Origin of the sequence: Coprococcus comes ATCC 27758 (assembly GCF_025149785.1) — a bacterium.
Classification (GTDB): Bacteria; Bacillota; Clostridia; order Lachnospirales; family Lachnospiraceae; genus Allocoprococcus; species Allocoprococcus comes.
In genome coordinates this window covers 2028267-2050338 of record NZ_CP102277.1, presented here as the reverse complement: position 1 = coordinate 2050338, position 22072 = coordinate 2028267, and the positions used below count along the sequence as shown (strand labels likewise).

At 43.0% G+C, this 22072-nt stretch carries 21 protein-coding genes; 14 read left to right on the top strand and 7 right to left on the bottom strand.

What is annotated here, in order from left to right:
- Position 1: 1 nt before the first annotated feature.
- From NQ556_RS10275 to NQ556_RS10265, 3 genes are all read left to right on the top strand, one after another.
- Positions 2-718 carry a tRNA (adenine(22)-N(1))-methyltransferase gene (locus NQ556_RS10275; protein ID WP_022220525.1) on the top strand — a complete coding sequence of 239 codons (717 nt, stop codon included), beginning with the start codon at positions 2-4 and terminating at the stop codon, positions 716-718.
- Positions 719-728: 10 nt separating this feature from the next.
- A complete protein-coding gene (locus NQ556_RS10270; RefSeq protein WP_044999230.1) occupies positions 729-1526 on the top strand; it encodes a Nif3-like dinuclear metal center hexameric protein in 798 nt (265 codons plus the stop codon).
- A gap of 70 nt (positions 1527-1596) precedes the next feature.
- On the top strand, positions 1597-3270 hold the full coding sequence (locus NQ556_RS10265; protein ID WP_008374896.1) for a nucleoside kinase: 1674 nt from the start codon (positions 1597-1599) through the stop codon (positions 3268-3270).
- A gap of 248 nt (positions 3271-3518) precedes the next feature.
- Here NQ556_RS10265 and NQ556_RS10260 read toward each other — a convergent pair whose 3' ends face one another.
- The 5 genes from NQ556_RS10260 to NQ556_RS10240 are packed head-to-tail and all read right to left on the bottom strand — an operon-like array spanning position 3519 to position 8728.
- The gene (locus tag NQ556_RS10260; protein ID WP_022220523.1) at positions 3519-4403 is read right to left on the bottom strand and encodes an RluA family pseudouridine synthase; all 885 of its coding nucleotides are present in this window, start codon (positions 4401-4403) and stop codon (positions 3519-3521) included.
- A complete protein-coding gene (locus NQ556_RS10255) occupies positions 4403-6286 on the bottom strand; it encodes an extracellular solute-binding protein (RefSeq protein WP_008374899.1) in 1884 nt (627 codons plus the stop codon). Before NQ556_RS10255 ends, NQ556_RS10260 begins: the two co-directional genes overlap by 1 nt.
- Positions 6286-7122, bottom strand: coding sequence for an ABC transporter permease (locus NQ556_RS10250; protein WP_008374901.1), 837 nt, complete (start codon positions 7120-7122; stop codon positions 6286-6288). Before NQ556_RS10250 ends, NQ556_RS10255 begins: the two co-directional genes overlap by 1 nt.
- A complete protein-coding gene (locus tag NQ556_RS10245) occupies positions 7094-8167 on the bottom strand; it encodes an ABC transporter ATP-binding protein (protein WP_022220521.1) in 1074 nt (357 codons plus the stop codon). The genes NQ556_RS10250 and NQ556_RS10245 overlap by 29 nt, the downstream gene beginning before the upstream one ends.
- 21 nt (positions 8168-8188) lie before the next feature.
- On the bottom strand, positions 8189-8728 hold the full coding sequence (locus NQ556_RS10240; RefSeq protein ID WP_008374904.1) for a helix-turn-helix domain-containing protein: 540 nt from the start codon (positions 8726-8728) through the stop codon (positions 8189-8191).
- 236 nt (positions 8729-8964) lie between these two features.
- Here NQ556_RS10240 and NQ556_RS10235 point away from each other — a divergent pair, with 236 nt between their 5' ends.
- The 5 genes from NQ556_RS10235 to NQ556_RS10215 all read left to right on the top strand — a co-directional run bounded on the left by NQ556_RS10235 (position 8965) and on the right by NQ556_RS10215 (position 11104).
- Entirely contained in the window at positions 8965-9219 is a 255-nt protein-coding gene (locus tag NQ556_RS10235) for a hypothetical protein (protein WP_008374906.1), read from the top strand.
- 55 nt (positions 9220-9274) lie between these two features.
- Positions 9275-9769, top strand: coding sequence for a YaiI/YqxD family protein (locus NQ556_RS10230; RefSeq protein ID WP_008374908.1), 495 nt, complete (start codon positions 9275-9277; stop codon positions 9767-9769).
- Positions 9766-10128 (top strand): YccF domain-containing protein, encoded by a 363-nt coding sequence (locus tag NQ556_RS10225; RefSeq protein WP_008374910.1) that lies wholly within the window; start codon positions 9766-9768, stop codon positions 10126-10128. Before NQ556_RS10230 ends, NQ556_RS10225 begins: the two co-directional genes overlap by 4 nt.
- Positions 10129-10301: 173 nt before the next feature.
- On the top strand, positions 10302-10676 hold the full coding sequence (locus NQ556_RS10220; RefSeq protein WP_008374912.1) for an MmcQ/YjbR family DNA-binding protein: 375 nt from the start codon (positions 10302-10304) through the stop codon (positions 10674-10676).
- Positions 10673-11104 carry a flavodoxin family protein gene (locus NQ556_RS10215; RefSeq protein WP_008374914.1) on the top strand — a complete coding sequence of 144 codons (432 nt, stop codon included), beginning with the start codon at positions 10673-10675 and terminating at the stop codon, positions 11102-11104. The genes NQ556_RS10220 and NQ556_RS10215 overlap by 4 nt, the downstream gene beginning before the upstream one ends.
- 187 nt (positions 11105-11291) lie before the next feature.
- On the opposite strand, the gene NQ556_RS10210 is transcribed toward NQ556_RS10215, so the two are convergent.
- Entirely contained in the window at positions 11292-11804 is a 513-nt protein-coding gene (locus NQ556_RS10210) for a hypothetical protein (RefSeq protein ID WP_008374916.1), read from the bottom strand.
- A gap of 303 nt (positions 11805-12107) precedes the next feature.
- Entirely contained in the window at positions 12108-13226 is a 1119-nt protein-coding gene (gene aroC / locus NQ556_RS10205; RefSeq protein ID WP_022220355.1) for a chorismate synthase, read from the bottom strand.
- A 305-nt stretch (positions 13227-13531) separates the two neighbouring features.
- On the opposite strand from aroC, the gene NQ556_RS10200 reads away from it, so the two are divergent.
- From NQ556_RS10200 to NQ556_RS10175, 6 genes are all read left to right on the top strand, one after another.
- Positions 13532-15421, top strand: coding sequence for a L,D-transpeptidase family protein (locus tag NQ556_RS10200; RefSeq protein ID WP_008374924.1), 1890 nt, complete (start codon positions 13532-13534; stop codon positions 15419-15421).
- A 22-nt stretch (positions 15422-15443) separates the two neighbouring features.
- A complete protein-coding gene (gene tgt, locus NQ556_RS10195; RefSeq protein ID WP_022220357.1) occupies positions 15444-16577 on the top strand; it encodes a tRNA guanosine(34) transglycosylase Tgt in 1134 nt (377 codons plus the stop codon).
- Positions 16578-16663: 86 nt separating this feature from the next.
- Complete coding sequence (gene yajC / locus NQ556_RS10190; RefSeq protein ID WP_008374927.1) at positions 16664-16942, top strand: preprotein translocase subunit YajC; 279 nt, start codon at positions 16664-16666, stop codon at positions 16940-16942.
- A 131-nt stretch (positions 16943-17073) separates the two neighbouring features.
- Entirely contained in the window at positions 17074-18618 is a 1545-nt protein-coding gene (gene malQ, locus NQ556_RS10185; protein WP_044999358.1) for a 4-alpha-glucanotransferase, read from the top strand.
- A gap of 1 nt (position 18619) precedes the next feature.
- Positions 18620-19666, top strand: coding sequence for a LacI family DNA-binding transcriptional regulator (locus tag NQ556_RS10180; RefSeq protein WP_022220358.1), 1047 nt, complete (start codon positions 18620-18622; stop codon positions 19664-19666).
- Complete coding sequence (locus NQ556_RS10175; RefSeq protein WP_008374933.1) at positions 19651-21909, top strand: glycogen/starch/alpha-glucan phosphorylase; 2259 nt, start codon at positions 19651-19653, stop codon at positions 21907-21909. Before NQ556_RS10180 ends, NQ556_RS10175 begins: the two co-directional genes overlap by 16 nt.
- Positions 21910-22072: the final 163 nt, after the last annotated feature.

Below are 22072 nucleotides of genomic sequence, written 5' to 3'. Positions count from 1 at the left end.
GATGGCTGAATTATCAAAAAGATTACAGGCAGTGGCGGATCTTGTCACACCGGGAATGCGTCTTGCGGATGTGGGAACAGATCACGCTTACATCCCAATCTATCTGACACAGAACGGGCTGGTTCCATCCGCAATTGCCATGGATATTAACAAAGGACCATTAGAGAGAGCGGATACACATATCCTTGAACATGGACTGGATGGGAAGATCGTTACCCGTCTTTCTGATGGTCTGGTGAATTTGAAAATGGAAGAAGCTGACACAATGATCGCCGCCGGAATGGGCGGCGGTCTTGTCATACATATTTTGAATGAGGATCCGGCAAAAACCAGAAGCTTAAAGGAACTGATCCTGCAGCCGCAGTCAGAGCTTGCGAAAGTCCGCCGTTATCTGGAAGAACATAGATTTCGTATCGTTGCAGAGGACATGGTGGAAGAGGATGGCAAATACTATCCGATGATGAAGGTGATCCCGACAGAGCAGAAAGGTCTTTATGCGGAAGGTGTTCCGGCAGCAGAAGAAGAGCTTGAATATGGAAAATATTTATTAGAGAAGGGTCACCCGGTGATGGGAGAATATCTGAAAAAAGAACTGTCTGTGAATCAGGGCGTGTATGAAAAGCTTCGGGTGCAGGAGAGTGAACGCACGAAGGAGAGAAGTGCAGAGATTCTGCATATGATAAAGAGAGCAGAAGACCTGCTTGACCGGTATTTTTAGGAGGAAAATGATGATTTGCAGAGAAATTATAAAAGAAATAGAAGCACGTTTTCCAAAGCACTATGCTATGGAGTGGGATAATGTAGGACTGCAGGTCGGAAGAAGCGATAAAGAAGTAAAGCGGATCTATCTTGCACTGGATGCGACGGATGAAGTGATCGAAGAAGCAGCAGACTGGGGCGCGGATATGCTGATCACACATCATCCGATGATCTTTAAAGCAATGAAAAAGATTAATGACGAGGATTTTATTGGCAGAAGAGTACTGAAGTTGATCCGGGATGACATTTCTTACTATGCGATGCATACCAATTATGATGTGATGGGAATGGCAGAGCTTGCTGGGAAGGTACTTGAACTGAGTGAACCGGAGGTTCTGGAAGTGACGGGAAGCATGCATTCAGAATCCGGCGAAGTTCCGGTTGGGATCGGAAGAGTTGCTGATCTGGCACAGCCGATGGATTTAAAATCCTGTGCGGAAATGGTAAAAAAAGCATTTGATCTTCCGAATGTGAAAATTTTTGGAGAGCCGGATATGCAGGTACATCGCCTTGGTGTTTTTCCGGGCTCCGGGAAGAGCGCAATTTCCGTATCTTTGGAAAAAGGTGTGGATGTACTGGTGACAGGTGACATTGATCACCATGAGGGGATTGATGCGGTTGCGCAAAAAATGGCAGTAATTGATGCCGGACACTATGGCGTGGAACATATCTTTATTGCAGATATGGAACATTTTTGCCGGGAGAAATTTCCAGAGGCAGAGATCCGGACAGCAAAGATCCGGCAGCCATTCTGGGTTTTGACGTAAGGTGTTTGGGAGCGGGGAGAAAACAGACAGATTTGTCAAAGCGCCGTAAGGCAGAAAGAAGGCGGTAAATATGGAACAGCAGATGTACAAAGTACAGATTGACGGGGAAGAGAGAAGTTTTCCGGCAGGAACCACATATCTGCAGATTGCCGGGGAATATCAGGAAAGATACCCACATGATATTGTTCTTGTATATGTAAATGGAAAGCTTCAGGAGCTTGGAAAGAAGCTGAAAAAGGACTGTGCGCTCCATTTTGTGACGACAGGCGAGACAATTGGAAATCTTACCTATCGCCGTGGTGTAAGTTTTCTGCTGGTGAAGGCAGTATATGATACAATCGGACACGATAAGATAGAACAGGTGAGAATCCATTTTTCAGTAGATAAAGGGTATTATTGTACAATAAAAGGAGATCAGAAGCTGGATCAGAAACTGCTTGCAAGGATTGAAGAACGGATGCATGAAATGGCAGATATGGATCTTTCAATCCGGAAGAGATCGGTTCATACCGATGAAGCGGTTGAAATGTTCCGCAAGTACGGTATGAAGGATAAAGAGCGTTTGTTCCGGTATCGCAGAGTGTCTACAGTCAATATTTACAGTATCAATGAATTTGAGGACTACTATTACGGCTATATGGTTCCATCAACCGGCTATCTGAAATATTTTAAATTATATTTATATGATGAGGGATTTGTAGTGCAGATGCCGGAGGCAGCTGAACCGGAAAAGATACCTCCGTTTCAGCCTCAGAATAAGCTGTTCCATGTGCTGAAGGAATCTACGCGTGGCGGTGATATGCTTGGAATTGAAACGGTAGGGGCACTGAATGATTATGTGACAGGCGGCAGCGCCAATCCAAAGGAACTGCTTCTGGTACAGGAGGCAATGCAGGAGAAGAAGATTGCGCAGATCGCAGAGCAGATTGCAGGAAATCCGCAGAAAAAGTTTGTCTTGATCGCCGGTCCTTCTTCGTCAGGAAAGACTACATTTTCCAGACGGCTTTCCATCCAGCTCCGGGTAAGCGGTCTGGTCCCGCATCCGATTTCGGTGGATGATTACTTTAAGAACCGTGTGGATACACCGCTGGACGCAGAAGGAAAGCCGAATTATGAGTGTTTGGAAGCACTGGATGTGGAACTTTTTAATCACGATCTGAAAAAGCTGCTTGCAGGAGAACGGATTGAGCTTCCGACGTTCAATTTCAAGACCGGAAAACGGGAATATAACGGACATTATATGCAGCTTGGTGAGCAGGATATTCTGGTGATCGAAGGCATTCATTGTCTGAATGATGCGTTGACCCATGATCTGCCAAAAGAAAATAAATTCAAGATCTATATCAGTGCACTGACCCAGCTGAATATCGATGAGCATAACCGGATCGCATCAACAGATGGACGTCTGATCCGCCGGATGGTGCGTGATGCAAGAACCAGAGGTACTTCGGCAAAGCAGACGATCGCTATGTGGCAGTCGGTGCGAAGAGGGGAAGAGAACAATATTTTCCCGTATCAGGAAGACGCGGATGTGATGTTCAATTCAGCTCTTCTTTATGAGCTGGCAGTTCTGAAAGCCTATGCAGAACCGATCCTGTTCGGAATTGAGAAGGACTGCGCCGAATATCAGGAAGCGAAGAGACTGCTCAAATTCCTGGATTATTTTGTGGGGATCGGAAGTGAGTATGTTCCGCAGAATTCGATTTTGAGGGAATTTATTGGAGGCGGATGTTTCGATTTGTAGAATGTTGAAGCTGGTCACATGGTAAGAGAGCGATATAGATTATAGAGGCAGTTTGAATCCGTTCCGCTGTTTTTTTAGTGTGATCCGTCGTCAGAAATAAGAAATAAACAGAAGAAGAGCTTCTGGGAGAATGAATATCTTTGTTCTCTCAGGAGCTCTTCTTCTGTTTGACCGGAAAATACATATGGAAAATTCTTCCATAAAAAGAGTATTATGTGCCGGGGAAGGGGATCACTTAAATATATTTATCAGAGTAACATATCTTCAGGCACAGGCGCTGTGAAATGCATTTCTTCTCCTGTGATTGGATGCCGGAAACGCAGATGATGTGAGTGCAGTGCCTGACGGCTGATATGGCTGTAATCCGGATTATAGAGAAAATCTCCCGGAAGCGGATGACCGATGTAATTCATATGCACCCGGATCTGATGAGTGCGTCCGGTATCCAGCTTTAAGGCAACCAGAGAGTAGACCGGATCTGTATTTGTGATGGAAATCCTGCGATAATGGGTGCAGGCATATTCACCATGTTTAAAATCGACCATGCGCTCGATGGTAGAACCCTCTTTTCTGGCAATTGGAGCAGTGATGATTCCGTCTTCCGGGACGATTCCCGTGGCAAGTGCCAGATATTCCCGGTGGATTTCCCGGCGTGCCATCATGGCAGAGAGGAGAGAGGCACTGTAAAGATGCCGGGCAATGATCAGAAGACCGGTGGTGTCCCGGTCAAGCCGGTTAATGCAGCGGTAGACAAAAGGCTCGCCTTTCTCTTTGAAATACCAGGCACAGGCATTGGCAAGTGTGTTGTCATAATTTCCCTGGGAAGGGTGAATTGGCATTCCGGCAGGTTTATTGATGACCAGCAGGTCCGGATCTTCATATACGATCGAAAGAGGCAGATCTGACGGAACAATATTTTCGGAGAATTTTGTTTCGGTAATCCGGATGGCAAGCTGGTCGCCGGGAGTAAGAAGGGTGCGTGCCAGTACCGGTTCCCCGTTCAGACGGATTCCTTCCGTATCTTCTTTGATTGCCCGGATCAGAGAAGAAGAATATCCATGAGCTTTTAAAAACTCATGGATATTGGAAGTTTTCTGTTCGGTTATTGTATAATTCAGAATTCTTTCCCACATTACTTTGATTTCACTTCCCGCCATAATTCATTGTAGACAGCATCGTTTTTATCTCCAAGGAATTTGAAGGTCTCACATCCGGAGAGCTCGCTTGCATCCGGGAATGCAATCTTGCTGTTGCGGATGGACTCGTCTTCAATCAGTTCCCGTGCTGCTTCATTTGGAGTCGAGTAGGTGATGTACTCAAAGTTCTTCAGTGCGATGTCCGGACGGCAGAGGAAGTTGATGAACTTTTCTGCATTTTCCTTATGCTCTGCATTCTTCGGAATTACCCAGGAGTCGATCCAGATATTGGATCCTTCTTTCGGGATCACGTATTCCAGGTTTGGATTTTCTTTTTGTGTGTAAATGGCTTCACCGGAGTAAATAACACCGATGGCTGCTTCGTTTCCGATCATCTTGTCACGCACCTGGTCAACGACGTATGCCTGAACCAGTGGTTTCTGTTTGATCAGAAGATTCTTCGCTTCGTTCAGCTCGTCCAGGTCGGTTGAGTTCAGGGAATATCCAAGATATTTTAAGGTAACACCGAATGCATCGCGGACGCTGTCCTGCATCAGAATGCTGTCCTTGTACTTTGGATCCCAGAGAACAGACCAGGAATCAATTGGTTCGTCTACCATGGTTTTGTTGTAAAGGATCCCGACAGTTCCCCAGCAATAAGGAACAGAGTATTTATTTTCCGGATCAAATGCTTTGGACTGATCCATGTAAGTCTGTCCAATATTTTTGATATTCGGAATATTATCCCAGTTGATCTCGGCGAGGAGATCATTCTCAATCATACGCTGGATCATATAGTCAGAAGGGCAGACCACATCGTAGGAAATGGCGCCGGACTGCACCTTCGGGTACATGATCTCATTGGTTTCGTATTCTTCATAAACTACCTGGATACCGGTTTCTTCTTCAAAGATATCCAGGACATCCGGGTCCAGATATTCGCCCCAGTTGTAGACAATTACCTTTTCGGCGCCGGAAATCTTTGTCTTTGAATTGTAGAAAAATCCTCCGGCTGTAATGACGATCACGAGCAGTGCCGGTACGACACGTGTTACGATAAGACGCATCGTGTGGCGTGCACGGGATGGCTTGCGGATCGTGCCGCCTTTTTCGTGAACTTCTTTTTCCGGTTTTAAATTGACCAGGAAGAGAAGGAAGAGCACCGTTACAAACATGATCGTTGAGAGTGCGTAAATTTCCGGACGGATTCCTTTTCGTACTTCACTGTAAATTTTGGTGGACAGGGTATCGATTCCAGGTCCTTTGGTAAAGTGGGTGATCACAAAATCATCCAACGACATGGTAAATGCAAGCAGGAAACCGGAAAGAATTCCTGGAAGGATATCCGGAAATACGACTTTGAAAAAAGCGTAGATCGGGGAGGCACCCAGATCCAGTGCGGCTTCATAGGTCCGCCGGTTGGTCTGCTTTAGTTTTGGCATGACGCTTAAAATGACGTATGGGATATTAAAGGTAATATGTGCGATCAGGATTGTCGTAAATCCCATGGTCATACGGAATGCGATGAACAGCAGCATCATAGATACACCAGTCACAATATCTGCGTTCAGCATCGGAATGTTGGTGACACCCAGCATAAAGGTACGGAATTTGCGGTTCATACTCTGGATTCCAATGGAAGCCAAAGTTCCGATCACGGTTGCAATCAGCGCAGAAAGAAGTGCGATGATCAGGGTGTTGTATAAGGTGCTCATGATCGCTTCATCCTGGAAAAGGGATACATACCATTTTCCGGTAAATCCGCCCCATTTGGCACGGGTTCTGGAACTGTTAAAGGACAGAACCATCAGTGTCATGATCGGAGCATAGAGGAAGATCACGATTAGCAGTAAATATAAATTCTGTAATTTCTTTTTCATTAGAATGCTGTGCCCTCCCCGTCTTTATCGTATTTGGCGATCAGAGCCATACTTGCAATGATGAAGATCATCAGGACAAGTGAAAGTCCACTTCCTACATGCCAGTTGCTTCCCTGCTGGAATTCCTGTTCGATGACATTTCCGATCAGAAGGATCTTGCTTCCACCGAGGAGGTTGGAAATGACGAAGGTTGTAAGTGCAGGTACAAATACCATAGTGATTCCACTGATGATACCCGGAACACTAAGCGGAAGGATGATCTTGGTAAATGTCTGGATATTTCCGGCACCGAGATCTCTGGCTGCGGAAATAACATCTTTGTCAATCTTTACAAGTACATTGTAAATCGGCAGCACCATGAACGGCAGGAAGTTGTAGACCATACCGAGGATGATCGCTGTCGGTGTGTTGATAATGTTCCATGAAGGCAGCCCGAAGAAATGGAGAACGGAGTTGATGACACCGTTTTTCTCCAGGAGGTTCTGCCATGCAAGAGTTCTGAGCAGAAAGTTCATCCACATCGGAAGGATGAAAACAAGTACTACGAAGCTGGACTGGTTTACATTTCTTCCGACAAGGATCATTGCCAGAGGATAGGCAAGGATCAGGCAGATCACTGTGCTGACAAATGCAAGCAGAAGTGCAAGCCCCAGAGCCTTTAAATTCTCAGGTGTTGTGATTTTGGCAAGGTTCATCCAGGTGAATTTTCCGTCATTGTCAGTCAGACCATAATAGAAGATCATGATCAGAGGAATGATAATGAAAGAAACTGCCCAGAAAAGGTATGGCCCTGCCAGGAGACGTTTGCTATTCTTCAATTCCTGCAGCCTCCTCATCTTCAGATTCTGGTTTTTTCATGATCTGAATATCAAACGGGTCAACATGGATTCCAACCTCAGTGCCAACCGGGAACATATCGGTGCTGTGTACCAGCCATTCATAGTTGTTGGCAAGGACTTCCATTTCATAGTGGACTCCTTTGAAAATCAGATGGGTAACGACACCCTTTAATGTACCTTCTTCTGGTTTTACAAGATCGATGTCCTCCGGACGGATGACCGCATCGACCGGTTTGTTGGTTCCGAATCCGGTATCCACACACGGGAATTCGGCACCGACAATATTGACCAGCTTATCGCGTACCATGATGGCATTGAAAATGTTGCTATCGCCAATGAAGTCGGCTACGAAAGCATTTTCCGGCTCGTTGTAGATATCTTCCGGTGTACCGATCTGCTGGATGTATCCCTGATTCATGACAACAATCGTGTCAGACATGGTGAGAGCTTCTTCCTGATCGTGGGTAACGTAGATAAATGTAATTCCCAGCTCATTTTTTAAACGGATCAGTTCATACTGCATGTCCTGGCGGAGCTTTAAATCCAGGGCACCGAGAGGTTCATCCAGAAGAAGAACTTTTGGTTCATTTACAATGGCGCGGGCGATGGCAATACGCTGCTGCTGCCCCCCACTTAAAGAATCCGGATAACGGTTCTGGTAACCTTCCAGATTGACCAGTTTTAATGCATAATGAATCTTATCATCGATGTAAGATTTTGATTTCCCTTTGATCTTCAGACCAAAAGCAATATTTTCAGCAATGGTCATATGGGTGAAAAGCGCATATTTCTGGAAAACAGTGTTGAGTTGCCGTTTATTCGGTGCAAGGGATGTAATGTCCTTTCCATCGAAAATTACTTTTCCGGAGTCCGGATTTTCGAATCCGCCGAGGATACGCAGAAGCGTTGTCTTTCCGCAGCCGCTAGGTCCTAAAAGTGTGAGAAATTCATTTTCTCTGATATAAAGGTTCAGGTCGTCCAGAACCAGATTGTCTCCATATGATTTGGAAACACCAACAATGTCAATCAGTTTGTTTGGCATATGTATAATCCTCCTGTGTACTTAAAAACTTGGGGGAGTGCTGACCCAGATCAGGCGTGCCCCGGAAGAAGACGATGCTTCTATATAATGCTTTGCGTGGGGAGTAAAATAAAAGGATTCTCCCTTTTTAGCTTTGTAGACCTTATTGCCTACGTGGATTTTGACGGAACCCTGAAGCACGTATCCGAATTCCTCACCTTCGTGTGGAAGATCCGGGTAGGTTGCACCGCCCGGAGCCAGGGTAAGACGGATCGGTTCCATCATATTGCGCTGGGCATTCGGAATGATCCATTCAATCGTATTCTTCAGATCAGTATCCTTTTTTTCAAAATAATCCTCATCACCGAAGACAACCTGTTCTTCCTCGTCATCGCTGAAAAATTCATTCAGATTGGTGCCGAGACACTGCAGAATATCAACCAGTGTGGCGATAGAAGGAGAAGTAAGATCCCGTTCCAGCTGGGAAATGAATCCCTTCGAAAGCTCACTCCGGTCTGCAAGTTCTTCCTGGGTAAGATTTTTCGCAATACGGAGCTCCCTTACTTTCTGTCCGATGTTCATAAATAGCTCCTTTCTGTAAATTGTTTGTAAAAATAAAAATAAACCTAGAGTTTAGTATTTCTATACACACGACAAGGTTTATTATACTATAGTTTAGAGAAAAAGCAACCGTTTTATAAGGAAAATGGATGCTTTTTTGAAAAATAAAAAACGGGTAAGAATTGACTAATTTTAGTTAATCACCAAAAAAGTTTGATTTGTTTAGTAAAGGCTGTAGCTTTACAGATGATTCTGTTATGACAATAGCAGTTGGAGAAGCTCTTCTTGCAGTCGGAACGGAAGCTACAGTAAAGAAAATAGAAGAAACGGTAGTAACTATCATGCAGGATTGGGGAAAAAGATATCCATATGCAGGTTATGGTGGAAGATTCAGGTATTGGTTTAGAGAAAGAAATCCTAAGCCATACGGAAGTTATGGGAATGGTTCTGCTATGAGAGTGTCAGCGGCGGGATGTGGTGCTAGAATAGTGTTTGGTGAAAAGAGGGAATAGTGGTATAATTCTATTGTAGTAGATTTTAGATATAAAAAGAAATGGAGAGGCACTAGTGCAGATATTTGTAGATGCAGATGCATGTCCGGTAGTAGGTATTATCGAGACAATAGCAGAGAAATATAATATTCCAACTACATTGCTGTGTGATACAAATCATATTTTGTATTCTGATTATAGCGAAGTGATTGTAGTAGGGGCAGGAGCAGATGCAGTAGATTATAAACTGATTAGTATCTGCCATAAAGGAGATATTGTCGTATCACAGGACTATGGTGTTGCAGCAATGGCACTAGGAAAAGGTGCATATGCCATTCATCAATCGGGCAAATGGTACACGAATGACAATATTGATCAGATGCTCATGGAACGTCATTTGAATAAAAAAGCCAGAAGAAGTTCCCATAAGAATCATATCAAGGGACCGAAAAAACGAACAGAAGAAGATGATGTAAGGTTTGCACAGTCTTTTGAAAAAATGCTCATGATGGTACAGGAGAAATTTCAAAAGAATACTAAAACAATGGAGATAGGGGAGATGCACTTATGAGAACATTAGGAAATATTCTCTGGTTTATATTTGGAGGAGTGTTGGGTGGACTAGCATGGATTTTTGCGGGATGCATATGGTGTATTACAATCATTGGAATCCCAGTGGGACTGCAATGTTTTAAATTTGCATCTCTAGCATTCTGGCCTTTTGGAAAAGAAATTGTGTATGGAAATGGAATGTTCTCATTTTTGGTAAATTTAATCTGGATCCTGTTCTTTGGCTGGGAAATGGCATTGGGAAACCTGATAATTGGTTTTCTTTGGTGCATTACGATTGTTGGAATTCCATTTGGAAAGCAGTTTTTTAAAATGGCAAGACTTTCTTTCATGCCATTTGGTGCAAGTGTGATAGGGTAGAGCGAGAAAATAGATTAGATGGAAAGAGAAGAGGCATCTCTTCTTTTTAAAGAGTTGGTTCTTTCTCTCAGCCATTGCAGTTTCTCCTTTCTGTGAGAGGCAGTATAATCGTTACATTCAGCGCTTTTTCAATTTAGGGCAGGATAACAGAAGAATCAGGAGTTGAATAGATCGTGAACAAAGAAGAAATTTTTGAATATGTGCAGAAAAAGTATGGCACAATTCCGGAATATTTATGGAGTAAACTACCGGACAGTGCAGTACTCCGGCATAAAAATGGGAAATGGTATGCAGTGATCATGACGGTTGAAAAATCGAAACTGGGATTAGATGGAAAAGAGCCGGTTGATATTATGGACGTAAAGTGTGATCCGGACATGACAAATATGCTTATTCAGACTTATGGATTTTTACCCGGATACCATATGAACAAGCAGCACTGGATCACAGTTTTACTGGATGGTTCGGTCAGTGAAGCAAAGATACTGGACTTTTTGGATATGAGTTATAACCTGATTGATGGAGCAGGCAGAAAGGAAAACAAATGAGAAAAGCAATCGTATATGCATCTGTACATCATGGAAATACAGAAAAACTAGTAAAGGGCATAGCAGAAGAATGCCAGGTCGATTTGATTGATGCTGTAAAACAGCCAGATGTAGAGCTGAGCAGTTATGATATGATTGGATTTGCATCAGGAATCTATTTTTCAAAATTTCATCAGTCGATATTGGGATTTGCAGAGAAGAATCTACCGGACGATAAAAAGGTATTTCTGATCTGTACTTATGGTGGAAGTGCGAATTATAAATCCATAGAGCAGATTTTGGACGAGAAGCGTTCTAAAGTGATAGGAAAATTCGGATGCAAGGGTTATGACACATTTGGTCCATTTAAACTGGTAGGTGGTATTGCAAAAGGACATCCGGATGAGGAAGATATAAAAAATACAGTTGAGTTTGTAAAAGGATTATAAGTAGCCCGCAAATAAAAAGTCAAGGCTAAATGGCAATGTCATTAAGTTAAGAATTTTGACATAATTATAAAACACATCATATTTGCAATTGTTTGATAAATATGATGTGTTTTTTCTTTTGTCTATTTTGCAGCACAACAAAAAGACAGATTGTTTATCTGTCAAAAAAACTTATAATTATCTATGATTAAGCCACTCTATATAGAAAGCTTACAGATGCCTGGGGTTTGACTTTGCGAGGGCCTTTTCGACCAGGTCTTACTGGTAATACATGCTTTTCTATTAGGTTAATCACATTAGGTGGACTAAGATTGCGTTTATTACGGAGATATTCTCTACAAATATAAATGGCGATTGTAAAGTTCACCTGTTTTGTTTTATCATTGTTTTTCATTGGAAGGTTGTCATCCGTAAAAGATTTAAACAAATATTCAAAAGCCTCTGGAAGTACTTTTGAACGTTGTTGCGTAAATGCTGACACAGACGGAGTATTTTTGTTAAAATCAAAGAAATCAAGTAGTTCTTTACTCATAGTAGCTCCACCCGAATTCATCATGATTCCTATAAAAGTTTTGAAATCAATTTTTCGTTTTCGAGAGAAATCGACATTGGGGTTTCGAAGAAATAAACATGGATTGTTAGCTAATTCCGAAATATGATTCTTTAGAGAATCTGAAACTTGATTAATATAATTGCTCATATGCGTTACCTCCTTGCAATCAAGATGTTCTTAATTACAAGGGCCGCTTTCGAATCATATGTCAAGCATTTATTACAAAATAAAAAGACCCTAGCATCATTTCTGATGCTAAGATCTTGATTGGTCATCTTAACTTAATGACATTGCCTGACTGAGGTGGCTTTTTGTGTGTCAGAAATTATTTCAAAGTCCAGACAGTTATTATAAAAAATGAGGAGGAACTTTATGGAATAGAAGTCTGACGGTACAATAGCAGATAAAACATACAAAATATACATGAAGTTTTATCTTGGAAATCAGATATCAAAATAAGGCCACCACATCAGTGCCGTAGAAGCTTTTGAGTTTGTCCATTCGGGCACTCATGTTGGTGAAGAGCAGATCGAGGATCGTGATTGCGGCCATAGATTCTACGACTACGACGGCGCGTGGGACAATGACCGGGTCGTGACGTCCTTTAATGATCATTTCGGTGTTTTCTCCATCTTTGGTGACGGTGGACTGTGGCTGTGAAATGGACGGAGTCGGCTTTACTGCCGCGCGGAAGATGATCTTGCTTCCGTCACTCATACCGCCGAGGACACCGCCTGCATGGTTGGTGTCTTTGGTGATCCTTCCATCTTTTGTATGGAAGGAATCATTGTTGATACTTCCTTTTGTATCTGCAGCTTTAAAGCCGTCACCAATCTCAAAACCTTTGACTGCTCCGATGGACAGCATTGCTTTGGCAAGATTGGCGTCCAGTTTTTCAAATACAGTATCACCGATTCCTACCGGCATACCGGTAACAACACATTCAATGATGCCTCCTGAGGAATCCTGATTTTTAATACATTCTTCCAGATAGGCAGATGCTTTTTGGGCATATGCGTTGCTTGGCATATAAATCGGGTTCTGGAAAATCTCTTCTGGATGGTATTCATTTTCCGGAACAGATACCGGGCCGATTGCTTTCGTATAAGCATGTACTTCAATGCCAAGTTCTTTCAAAATCTTAGCAGCAACTGCACCTGCTGCAACTCTGGCAGTAGTTTCTCTTCCGGAAGAGCGTCCCCCTCCTCTGTAATCACGGAAACCATACTTTTCATCAAATGTATAATCAGCGTGTCCCGGCCTATATGTGTTTATAATATTTCCGTAATCACGGGAACGCTGATCCTGGTTCTGTACGAGAATTGAAATCGGAGTTCCGGTCGTCCGGCCTTCAAATACGCCGGACCAGATCTGTGCCATATCACTTTCCTTACGGCCGGTTGTAAACTGGCTTTGTCCGGGTTTTCTTCTATCCAGATAAACCTGGATATCCTCCTCTGAAAGAGAAAGCCCTGCCGGACATCCGTCGATCACAACACCGATCCCCTTTCCGTGCGATTCCCCCCATGTAGAAATCTGAAACAATCTTCCATAAATAGATCCTGCCATACTATATACCATCCTTTCTGTAAGCTTTTATTTATAAAGAATTAATTTGTGAATCAGTCAAAACAAAAAACGAACAATAAAGCAGAAGAACACTTGCGCGATGGGATTTGAAACATTTCGTTTATTCTATTTGTCATCACAACGCAAATCATTCATTCCCCCAAAATCACCTCATTATTATAATAGAAGATTCCCATCCCAACAAGTGATAAAAATATGAAAGTTAAAGTTATGTATTGTATTTACACGCCCCTTCGTATTATAATGACTACATATTGAGTGAAAAAAGGAAGTCAATAGTATAAATGAGTGAAAAAAGTATGAATGAAAAAAACGAAAGAAATCTTGACAGCACAGTAGATGAAATCATGGAAGAGATCAGAGAGCAGAATGTAAGTGAGGTGAAGGACATCAATGAAAAAGAACAGAAAAGCGAAGAAAGACCGCGGAAAAAGAAAGTCACTAAAACAAAACGTCCTTCAGGCCATCACGTATCTGGCGATGGTGTGGATTATAAAGCAGCCTCAGACGAAGATCGACCGGTTAAGAAAAAGGCTCCGCGCCGGAAAAAGAAAGTAGTTCGTGAAGAGACCGGGCTTCTGGATCTGGATGGAGCAGAAGAATGGCGGGATGAAGAAGAGACAGCAGTACCACCGGTTATTAAAAGTGCAGATATTTTAAGCAGTGAAGATGCAGAAGCATTCAATCCGGATGAGGAAGAAATTTTTGATGATTCTTTCTTTGATGAAGAAGAGGAAAAGCCGCATAGAAGAACTAAACGGAAGAAAAAGCAAGGCTCAAAAAAGTCCGGTAAAGTGGTTAAAATTGTAGTTGGTGCTGTGGTTGGAGTGGCAGCGGTTGTTTACCTTGGATTTTCCGTATATTTCATGAATCATTTTTATTTTAATACGAAGATCAACGGTGTGAACTTCTCCGGAAAATCAGTTTCGGCAGTAGAGTCATACATGAAGAGTCAGGTAGATGGATATGTTCTCACGATGAAGGAATCAGACGGAACAGAAGAGAAGATTGCCGGAACAGATATTTCTCTTGCGTACAAAGCAGGAGATGAACTGCAGAAGCTCGTAAAAGAGCAGAATGCATTTCTGTGGCCGGTCTGCCTTGGAAAGACACAGACAATTACGGCATCAGTCGGTGTTACATATGACGAAAACCAGCTGGATACCCTGATTAACGGTCTCGAGTGTATGCAGGCAGATCAGCAGGTTGAACCGGTAAATGCACATCCGGAGTATGACGGCAATTCGTATGTAGTCAAAGCCGGGGAGACCGGAAGTAAGATTGATACCGAGAATTTCAAAAAGGTAGTGAAAGAATCAATCGAAGGTTTCAAAAGCGAGATTGACATGACCGCTGAAGACTGCTATGTAGAACCAAAATACACAATCGAGTCAGAAGAAGTGAAGAAAGCATGTGACGATATGAATAAGTATCTGAAGGCAAGTATCACTTATACCTTTGGTTCGAATACAGAAGTTGTAGATAAAGATCTGATTTCCCAGTGGGTAACGGTAGATGATAACATGGCAGTTACCTTTAACAGTGATGCAGTTGTAAAATATGTACAGCAGCTGGAGAGTAAGTATGACACTTACCAGACAAAGAGAACATTTACAACCGGAGGTGGCAACAGTGCAACGGTTGAAGGTGGAGACTATGGATGGATCATTGATGAAGCTGCCGAGATTGCAGCCCTTGAAGCGAATATCCGCAATGGAGAGACTGTAACGAGAGAGGCGAATTATTCACAGACTGCAGCAAGTCATGACGGAGCAGACTGGGGGAATACTTATGTTGAAGTCGATCTGACAAACCAGTATCTGTATCTTTTTGTAAATGGTGCAATTGTGACACAGGGACCGATCGTTACCGGTAAGCCAAGCAGAGGAGATGCTACACCGCAGGGAGTATATATTCTGAAATACAAAGAAAAAGATACAACCCTTCGTGGACCAAAGAAGGAAGATGGAAGTTACGAATGGGAATCACCGGTTACTTACTGGATGCCGTTTAACGGTGGAATCGGACTGCATGATGCACCGTGGCAGACGAACTTTGGCGGGGACTGGTATCTGGAACATGGGTCACGCGGATGTGTCAACCTACAGTATGATGTTGCAGAGACGGTGTTCAACAATGTAGATTCCGGAACACCGGTTGTATGTCATTACTAAATTTGAGAGAGAGGTCAATTTTATGTATGAACTGATAAAAAGGGACGGTCGCGCCAAGCGCGGCCGCTTCCATACCGTACACGGAGTAATCGAGACTCCTGTATTTATGAATGTAGGAACAATTGCAGCGATCAAAGGGGCTGTTTCTACCGCAGATCTTGAAGAAATCGGAACACAGGTGGAACTGTCTAATACTTATCATTTGCATGTGCGTCCGGGGGATCAGGTAGTGAAAAAGCTTGGCGGGCTGCACAAATTTATGGCCTGGGACAAGCCGATCCTTACTGATTCCGGCGGATTTCAGGTGTTTTCTCTTGCCGGACTCAGAAAGATTAAGGAAGAGGGTGTATACTTCAATTCCCATATTGACGGAAGAAAGATTTTTATGGGACCGGAAGAAAGTATGCAGATTCAGTCGAATCTGGCGTCTACGATCGCAATGGCATTTGATGAATGTCCGTCCAGCGTAGCGGAAAGGAAATATATGCAGGCATCGGTAGAGCGTACAACGAGATGGCTCGCAAGATGTAAAGAAGAGATGGCAAGACTCAATTCTCTTGATGATACGATCAACAAACATCAGATGCTTTTCGGGATCAATCAGGGTGGTGTCTATGAAGATATCCGTATTGAGCATGCACAGCAGATCGCAGAGATGGATCTGGATGGATACGCAGTCGGCGGACTCGCAGTTGGTGAGACACATGAAGAGATGTACCGGATCCTGGATGCAGTAGTTCCGTGTCTTCCGGTTGCCAGACCGACCTATCTGATGGGAGTCGGAACGCCGGCAAATATTCTGGAAGCGGTAGACAGAGGTGTGGATTTCTTTGACTGCGTATATCCAAGCCGTAACGGAAGACATGGACATGTTTATACAAAACATGGTAAGCTGAATCTGTTCAATGCAAAATTTGAACTGGATGAACGCCCGATCGAAGAAGGCTGTCAGTGCCCGGCCTGCCGCCGTTATTCAAGAGCTTATATCCGTCATCTGCTGAAAGCAAAAGAGATGCTTGGAATGCGGCTTTGCGTTCTCCACAATTTATATTATTATAATCATCTTATGGAAGACATCAGAGAGGCGATCGAAGAGGGAAGATATGCCAGGTTTAAGAAAGAGACACTGGCAAAAATGGAAGAAAAAGAAGATTAGGATAAAAAATTTCTAAAATGTCTTGATGAATGTCCTATTATTGTGTATGATGGTAACAGTGTCTATTTTAGCAGGAGGAAAGAAAAATGAATAATCCAATCGTACTTATTTTATTTTACGTTGTAATTATCGGAGGATTCTGGTGGTTACTGATGAGACCACAGAAAAAGGAACAGAAGAGAGTACAGCTGATGTTATCTGAACTGGCTGTAGGAGATACTGTTCTTACAACAAGCGGTTTTTACGGAGTTGTTATTGATATTACAGATGAAGACGTAATCGTTGAATTCGGAAGCAACAAGAACTGCCGTATCCCGATGCAGAAATCTGCGATCATGCAGGTTGAAAAGCCGGAGAACAACTAAATCAAATTTTTTGAAAAAGTTGAAAAAAAAGCATTGCATTTTATATGCAATGCTTTTATAATACAATTATTGGAAACGTTACCGATACCGATACCGAAACCGTTGCTGTAGAAAGATGTGAGGTGCATATTATGAGAACAAGCGGTATATTACTGCCGGTGGCAAGTCTGCCATCAAAATATGGAATAGGTGCTTTTTCGAAAGAAGCATACAAGTTTGTAGATACACTTGAGAAGGCAGGTCAGAGCTACTGGCAGATCCTTCCGTTAGGCCCGACAGGGTATGGAGATTCGCCGTATCAGTCTTTCTCCACTTTTGCAGGAAATCCGTATTTTATAGACCTGGAAAAGCTGATAAAAAAGGGCTGGATTACAAAAGATGAATGTAAGGCATATGACTTTGGTGATAATGCGGGATATGTGGATTATGAAAAGATTTATAACTGCAGATATGAGATCTTAAGAAAAGCATATGAAAGAAGCCGGATCGCAGATGATGCAGATTTTCAGAAATTCTGTAAGGAGAATAAAGAATGGCTGGATGATTATGCGCTTTATACGGAGATCAAAGCCGCGAATGATGGGAAGAGCTGGAGTGAATGGGAAGATGAATATCGTCTGAGAGATGAGCTGGCGCTGGAAAAATTCGCCAAAGAGAATCGGGAAGGCATCCTGTTCCAGAAGTTTATGCAATATGAATTTGCAACACAGTGGGGTGCACTGAAAGCATATGCGAATGAAAAAGGGATTGAGATCATTGGTGATATCCCGATTTATGTAGCGTTCGACAGCGCAGACAGTTGGTCGCATCCGGAACTGTTCCAGTTTGATGAGAACGGACTTCCGACTGGTGTTGCAGGGTGCCCGCCAGATGCATTTAGTGCAACCGGACAGCTTTGGGGCAATCCGCTTTATAAGTGGGAATATCATAAAAAGACCGGATATGCATGGTGGATGAAGAGAATCCGTCATTGTGTCGAACTTTATGACGTGATTCGAATTGATCATTTCCGTGGATTTGATGAATATTATTCCATTCCATACGGAGATCTGACAGCGGAATTCGGACATTGGGAAAAAGGACCGGGAATGGATATTTTCCGGACGGTAAAAGAGACTCTGGGTGATGTGAAAATTATTGCAGAGGATCTTGGATTCCTGACAGACAGTGTGATCCGGATGGTGGAAGAGTCCGGATATCCGGGAATGAAAGTTCTGGAGTTTGCATTTGATTCCAGAGAGCCTAGCAACTATCTGCCACATAATTATGATAAGAACTGTGTAGTATACACGGGAACCCATGACAATGAAACACTGGCAGGATGGTACAGAGAATTAAAAAAAGAAGATAAGAAGTTCGCACTTCGCTATATGGGAAGAAAGAAACTCAGTGTCAATGAAGCAGTATGGGAAATCATCCGTCTTGCGCAGTCGAGCGTGGCGGATACCTGTATCATTCCGATTCAGGATTATCTCTGCCTCGGTAATGAAGCGAGGATCAATCATCCGTCAACCCTTGGCGGTAACTGGATCTGGAGACTTCATAGGGATGAGATCTCAAAAAAACTTGTGAAAAAAATTCGCAGGATGACAGAACTTTATTGCAGGATCCCGGAGAAGACAGAGATGCTCCTTAAGGCTGAAGATGCGGAGGACTTAGGAGAAGAAAAGAAATAAAATGGGAATGACGATTAAAGATATTGCGAAGAAGTGCGGGGTCGGAGTCAGCACCGTGTCCCGTGCGCTGAACAATCATCCGGATATCAATCCTGAGACCAAAAAGATGATTTTAAAGACGGTTGAAGAATCAAATTTTGTGCCGAATAACAGTGCGAGGAATCTGAAACGGACCGATTCGAAATCCATTGCGATTCTGGTAAAGGAGATTGATAATCCATTTTTCGCGACGATGATGCGGGTAATGGAAAAAAAGATCCGCAGACAGAAATATTCCTTTTTTATCCAGCATATGGGAAAGGATCAGGATGAGGTCGATACCGCACTGGAGCTGATCAAAGAAAAAAAGCTCAGAGGGATTATTTTCCTGGGTGGGGATTTCAGGAAGAACAAAGAGCGGATTGCAAAGATAAAGGTTCCGTTTGTTGTAAGTACGGCAGCATTTGATAAACTGCCGGAGAAATGTATCGCATCCTATGTATCAATTGACGACCGTGCGGAAAGCCGTAAGATCGTAGATTATCTGTGCGAGACCGGACATAAAAAGATTGCAATCCTTGCCTCGGATAAGAAAGATGAGAACATCGGAAAACTCAGACTGGAAGGTTACAGGGAAGCACTAAAGGCACATGGCCTGGAAGCGGATGAGGAAAGAATCTGTTATCTGGATGAAGAAGATACTACTTATTCGATGGAAAACGGATATCGGATGATGAAAAAACTGTTGAAAAAAGAAACAGAATTTACCGCAGTATTTGCAATTTCCGATCTGATGGTGATTGGTGCATGCAAGGCGCTTTTGGAAGAGGGAAAAAGGATTCCGGAAGATGTGGCGGTTGCAGGATTTGACGGACTTGACTATACCGGATTTTATCAGCCGGCGATCACTACGATGGCGCAGCCGGTCGAAGAGATCGCGAGACAGTCTGTCGGGATTCTGTTTGACATGATAGAAACAAAGAAAAGCCAGGAAGGGAAATATCTTCCGGCAACACTGAAAGAAAGAGAATCAACTACAGGAGGTAGAAGAACATGGAAGCAAGACTGACAGAGATTTTACAGGAGAAATTCCAGACAGGACTTGAACAGGCAACGAATGAACAGGTATATTATGCGCTGCTTACACTGACAAAGGAACGGATCAAAGAAGGACCGAAGAACGAAGGAAAGAGAAAACTCTATTATATTTCCGCAGAATTCCTGATCGGAAAGCTTTTATCCAACAACCTGATCAACCTTGGAATTTATGATGAGACAGCAGAGGTGCTGAAAAAGCACGGGAAAAATCTTGCAGAGATCGAAGAAGTTGAACCGGAACCGTCTCTTGGAAATGGTGGACTTGGACGATTGGCAGCCTGCTTCCTGGATTCCATTGCAACACTCGGACTTCCGGGAGACGGAATCGGGCTGAACTATCATATGGGTCTGTTCAAACAGGTATTTACCGACCACAAACAGGATGAACAGAAGAATCCGTGGATTGAAAAAGACAGCTGGCTCAATGATACCGGTATTTCATTTGAAGTCCCGTTCAAGGATTTCAGTCTTCGTTCCCATCTGTATGATATTGATGTAACCGGATACGAAGGCGGAAGCAACAAACTTCATCTTTTTGATGTAGAGACGGTAAATGATGCAATCGTTGGAAACGGAATCAATTTTGATAAGAACGATATCCGTGAGAACCTGACGCTGTTCCTCTATCCGGATGACAGCGACAAGGCAGGAAATCTGCTCCGTATTTATCAGCAGTATTTTATGGTTTCCAATGCAGCACAGTATATCATCCGCGAGTGTGAAGAAAAGGGATATGATCTCAGAAAGCTTCATGAGCATGTGGCGATCCAGATCAATGATACACATCCTTCTATGATTATTCCGGAGCTGATCCGTCTTCTTGTTCAGAAACAGATCGACTTCAATGAGGCGATTGAGATCGTACAGAAGACCTGCGCATATACCAATCACACCATCCTCGCAGAAGCACTGGAAAAATGGCCGGTTGATTATCTGGAGCAGGTTGCACCGCAGATCGTTCCGATCATCCGTGATCTGGATGCAAGAATTAAGGGAAGATATAAAGATCCGAGAGTCCATATTATCGATGACCAGAATCGTGTACACATGGCTCATATGGACATCCATTATGGATACAGTGTCAACGGAGTTGCGTATCTTCATACAGAGATCCTGAAAAATGAAGAACTGAAACCGTTCTATGACATTTACCCACAGAAATTCAACAACAAGACTAATGGTATTACGTTCAGAAGATGGTTGCTGCACTGCAACCATGAACTGACTGCATGGCTGGATGAGAAGATCGGACCGGATTACCGAAAAGATGCAACAAAGCTTGAAAAACTGCTTGATTATGTAAATGATGAGGAAACCTTAAAGAGCCTTCTTGTAGTAAAACAGAAAAAGAAAGAGGATCTGGCAGCTTACTTAAAAGAAACACAGGGACTGGAAATCAATCCAAATTCAATTTTTGATATTCAGGTAAAACGTCTGCATGAATACAAGCGTCAGCAGATGAATGCATTATATGTGATCTATAAATATCTGGAGATCAAGAGCGGAAAGAAACCGGAGACTCCGATCACGGTAATCTTTGGAGCCAAGGCTGCACCGGCTTATATTATTGCAAAGGATATCATTCATCTGATCCTCTGCCTGCAGGAGCTGATTGATAATGATCCGGAAGTCGCACCGTATCTGAAAGTGGTTATGGTAGAAAACTACAACGTGACACTGGCAGAAAAGCTGATCCCGTCCTGTGATATTTCTGAACAGATTTCTCTTGCATCCAAAGAAGCAAGTGGAACAGGTAACATGAAATTCATGCTGAACGGGGCTGTGACAATGGGAACAGAAGATGGAGCCAACGTAGAAATCCATCAGTTTGTAGGGGATGAAAATATCTACATCTTCGGAGAATCCAGTGAACAGGTTATCGAGCATTACCGCAAGATGGATTATAATGCAGTTGATTACTATATCAATGATGAAGAGATCCGCAGACTGGTAGACTTTATCATCAGCCCGGAACTTCTCCGTATCGGAGATAAATACCTGCTTCTTGAACTGCATGCAGAACTGATCCGTAAAGACTGGTTCATGACACTTCTTGATGTGAAAGATTATATCCAGAAGAAAGAACAGGCTTACGCAGATTATGAAGACCGCATGGCATGGGCAAAGAAGATGGTTGTGAATATCGCAAAAGCAGGATATTTCTCATCTGACAGAACCATTGCTGAATACAACAGAGACATCTGGCATCTGTAAAATGTATATGTAAAAAACAGAAGTCTGTCCTGAAAAAACAGAGACAGACTTCTGTTTTTTGTGCAAAAGTGTATTTTTATACGGTTTGTGCGGGAACTTTCTGTATTTCCCTTATTGCGGGAAAAGAGAAGAATATGCTATGATAAGGAGAAATATTGCTGTT

Bases quoted from the DNA above. Each gene is read 5' to 3' on its own strand.
- tgt (WP_022220357.1), top strand. From the start codon at position 15,444: ATGTATGAACTGATAAAAAGGGACGGTCGCGCCAAGCGCGGCCGCTTC.
- NQ556_RS10270 (WP_044999230.1), top strand. From the start codon at position 729: ATGATTTGCAGAGAAATTATAAAAGAAATAGAAGCACGTTTTCCAAAG.
- NQ556_RS10255 (WP_008374899.1), bottom strand. From the start codon at position 6,286: ATGAAAAAGAAATTACAGAATTTATATTTACTGCTAATCGTGATCTTC.
- malQ (WP_044999358.1), top strand. From the start codon at position 17,074: ATGAGAACAAGCGGTATATTACTGCCGGTGGCAAGTCTGCCATCAAAA.
- NQ556_RS10245 (WP_022220521.1), bottom strand. From the start codon at position 8,167: ATGCCAAACAAACTGATTGACATTGTTGGTGTTTCCAAATCATATGGA.
- NQ556_RS10240 (WP_008374904.1), bottom strand. From the start codon at position 8,728: ATGAACATCGGACAGAAAGTAAGGGAGCTCCGTATTGCGAAAAATCTT.
- NQ556_RS10175 (WP_008374933.1), top strand. From the start codon at position 19,651: ATGGAAGCAAGACTGACAGAGATTTTACAGGAGAAATTCCAGACAGGA.
- NQ556_RS10250 (WP_008374901.1), bottom strand. From the start codon at position 7,122: ATGAGGAGGCTGCAGGAATTGAAGAATAGCAAACGTCTCCTGGCAGGG.
- NQ556_RS10210 (WP_008374916.1), bottom strand. From the start codon at position 11,804: ATGAGCAATTATATTAATCAAGTTTCAGATTCTCTAAAGAATCATATT.
- NQ556_RS10215 (WP_008374914.1), top strand. From the start codon at position 10,673: ATGAGAAAAGCAATCGTATATGCATCTGTACATCATGGAAATACAGAA.
- NQ556_RS10180 (WP_022220358.1), top strand. From the start codon at position 18,620: ATGGGAATGACGATTAAAGATATTGCGAAGAAGTGCGGGGTCGGAGTC.
- NQ556_RS10260 (WP_022220523.1), bottom strand. From the start codon at position 4,403: ATGTGGGAAAGAATTCTGAATTATACAATAACCGAACAGAAAACTTCC.
- NQ556_RS10235 (WP_008374906.1), top strand. From the start codon at position 8,965: ATGACAATAGCAGTTGGAGAAGCTCTTCTTGCAGTCGGAACGGAAGCT.
- NQ556_RS10265 (WP_008374896.1), top strand. From the start codon at position 1,597: ATGGAACAGCAGATGTACAAAGTACAGATTGACGGGGAAGAGAGAAGT.
- NQ556_RS10225 (WP_008374910.1), top strand. From the start codon at position 9,766: ATGAGAACATTAGGAAATATTCTCTGGTTTATATTTGGAGGAGTGTTG.
- NQ556_RS10200 (WP_008374924.1), top strand. From the start codon at position 13,532: ATGAGTGAAAAAAGTATGAATGAAAAAAACGAAAGAAATCTTGACAGC.
- aroC (WP_022220355.1), bottom strand. From the start codon at position 13,226: ATGGCAGGATCTATTTATGGAAGATTGTTTCAGATTTCTACATGGGGG.
- yajC (WP_008374927.1), top strand. From the start codon at position 16,664: ATGAATAATCCAATCGTACTTATTTTATTTTACGTTGTAATTATCGGA.
- NQ556_RS10275 (WP_022220525.1), top strand. From the start codon at position 2: ATGGCTGAATTATCAAAAAGATTACAGGCAGTGGCGGATCTTGTCACA.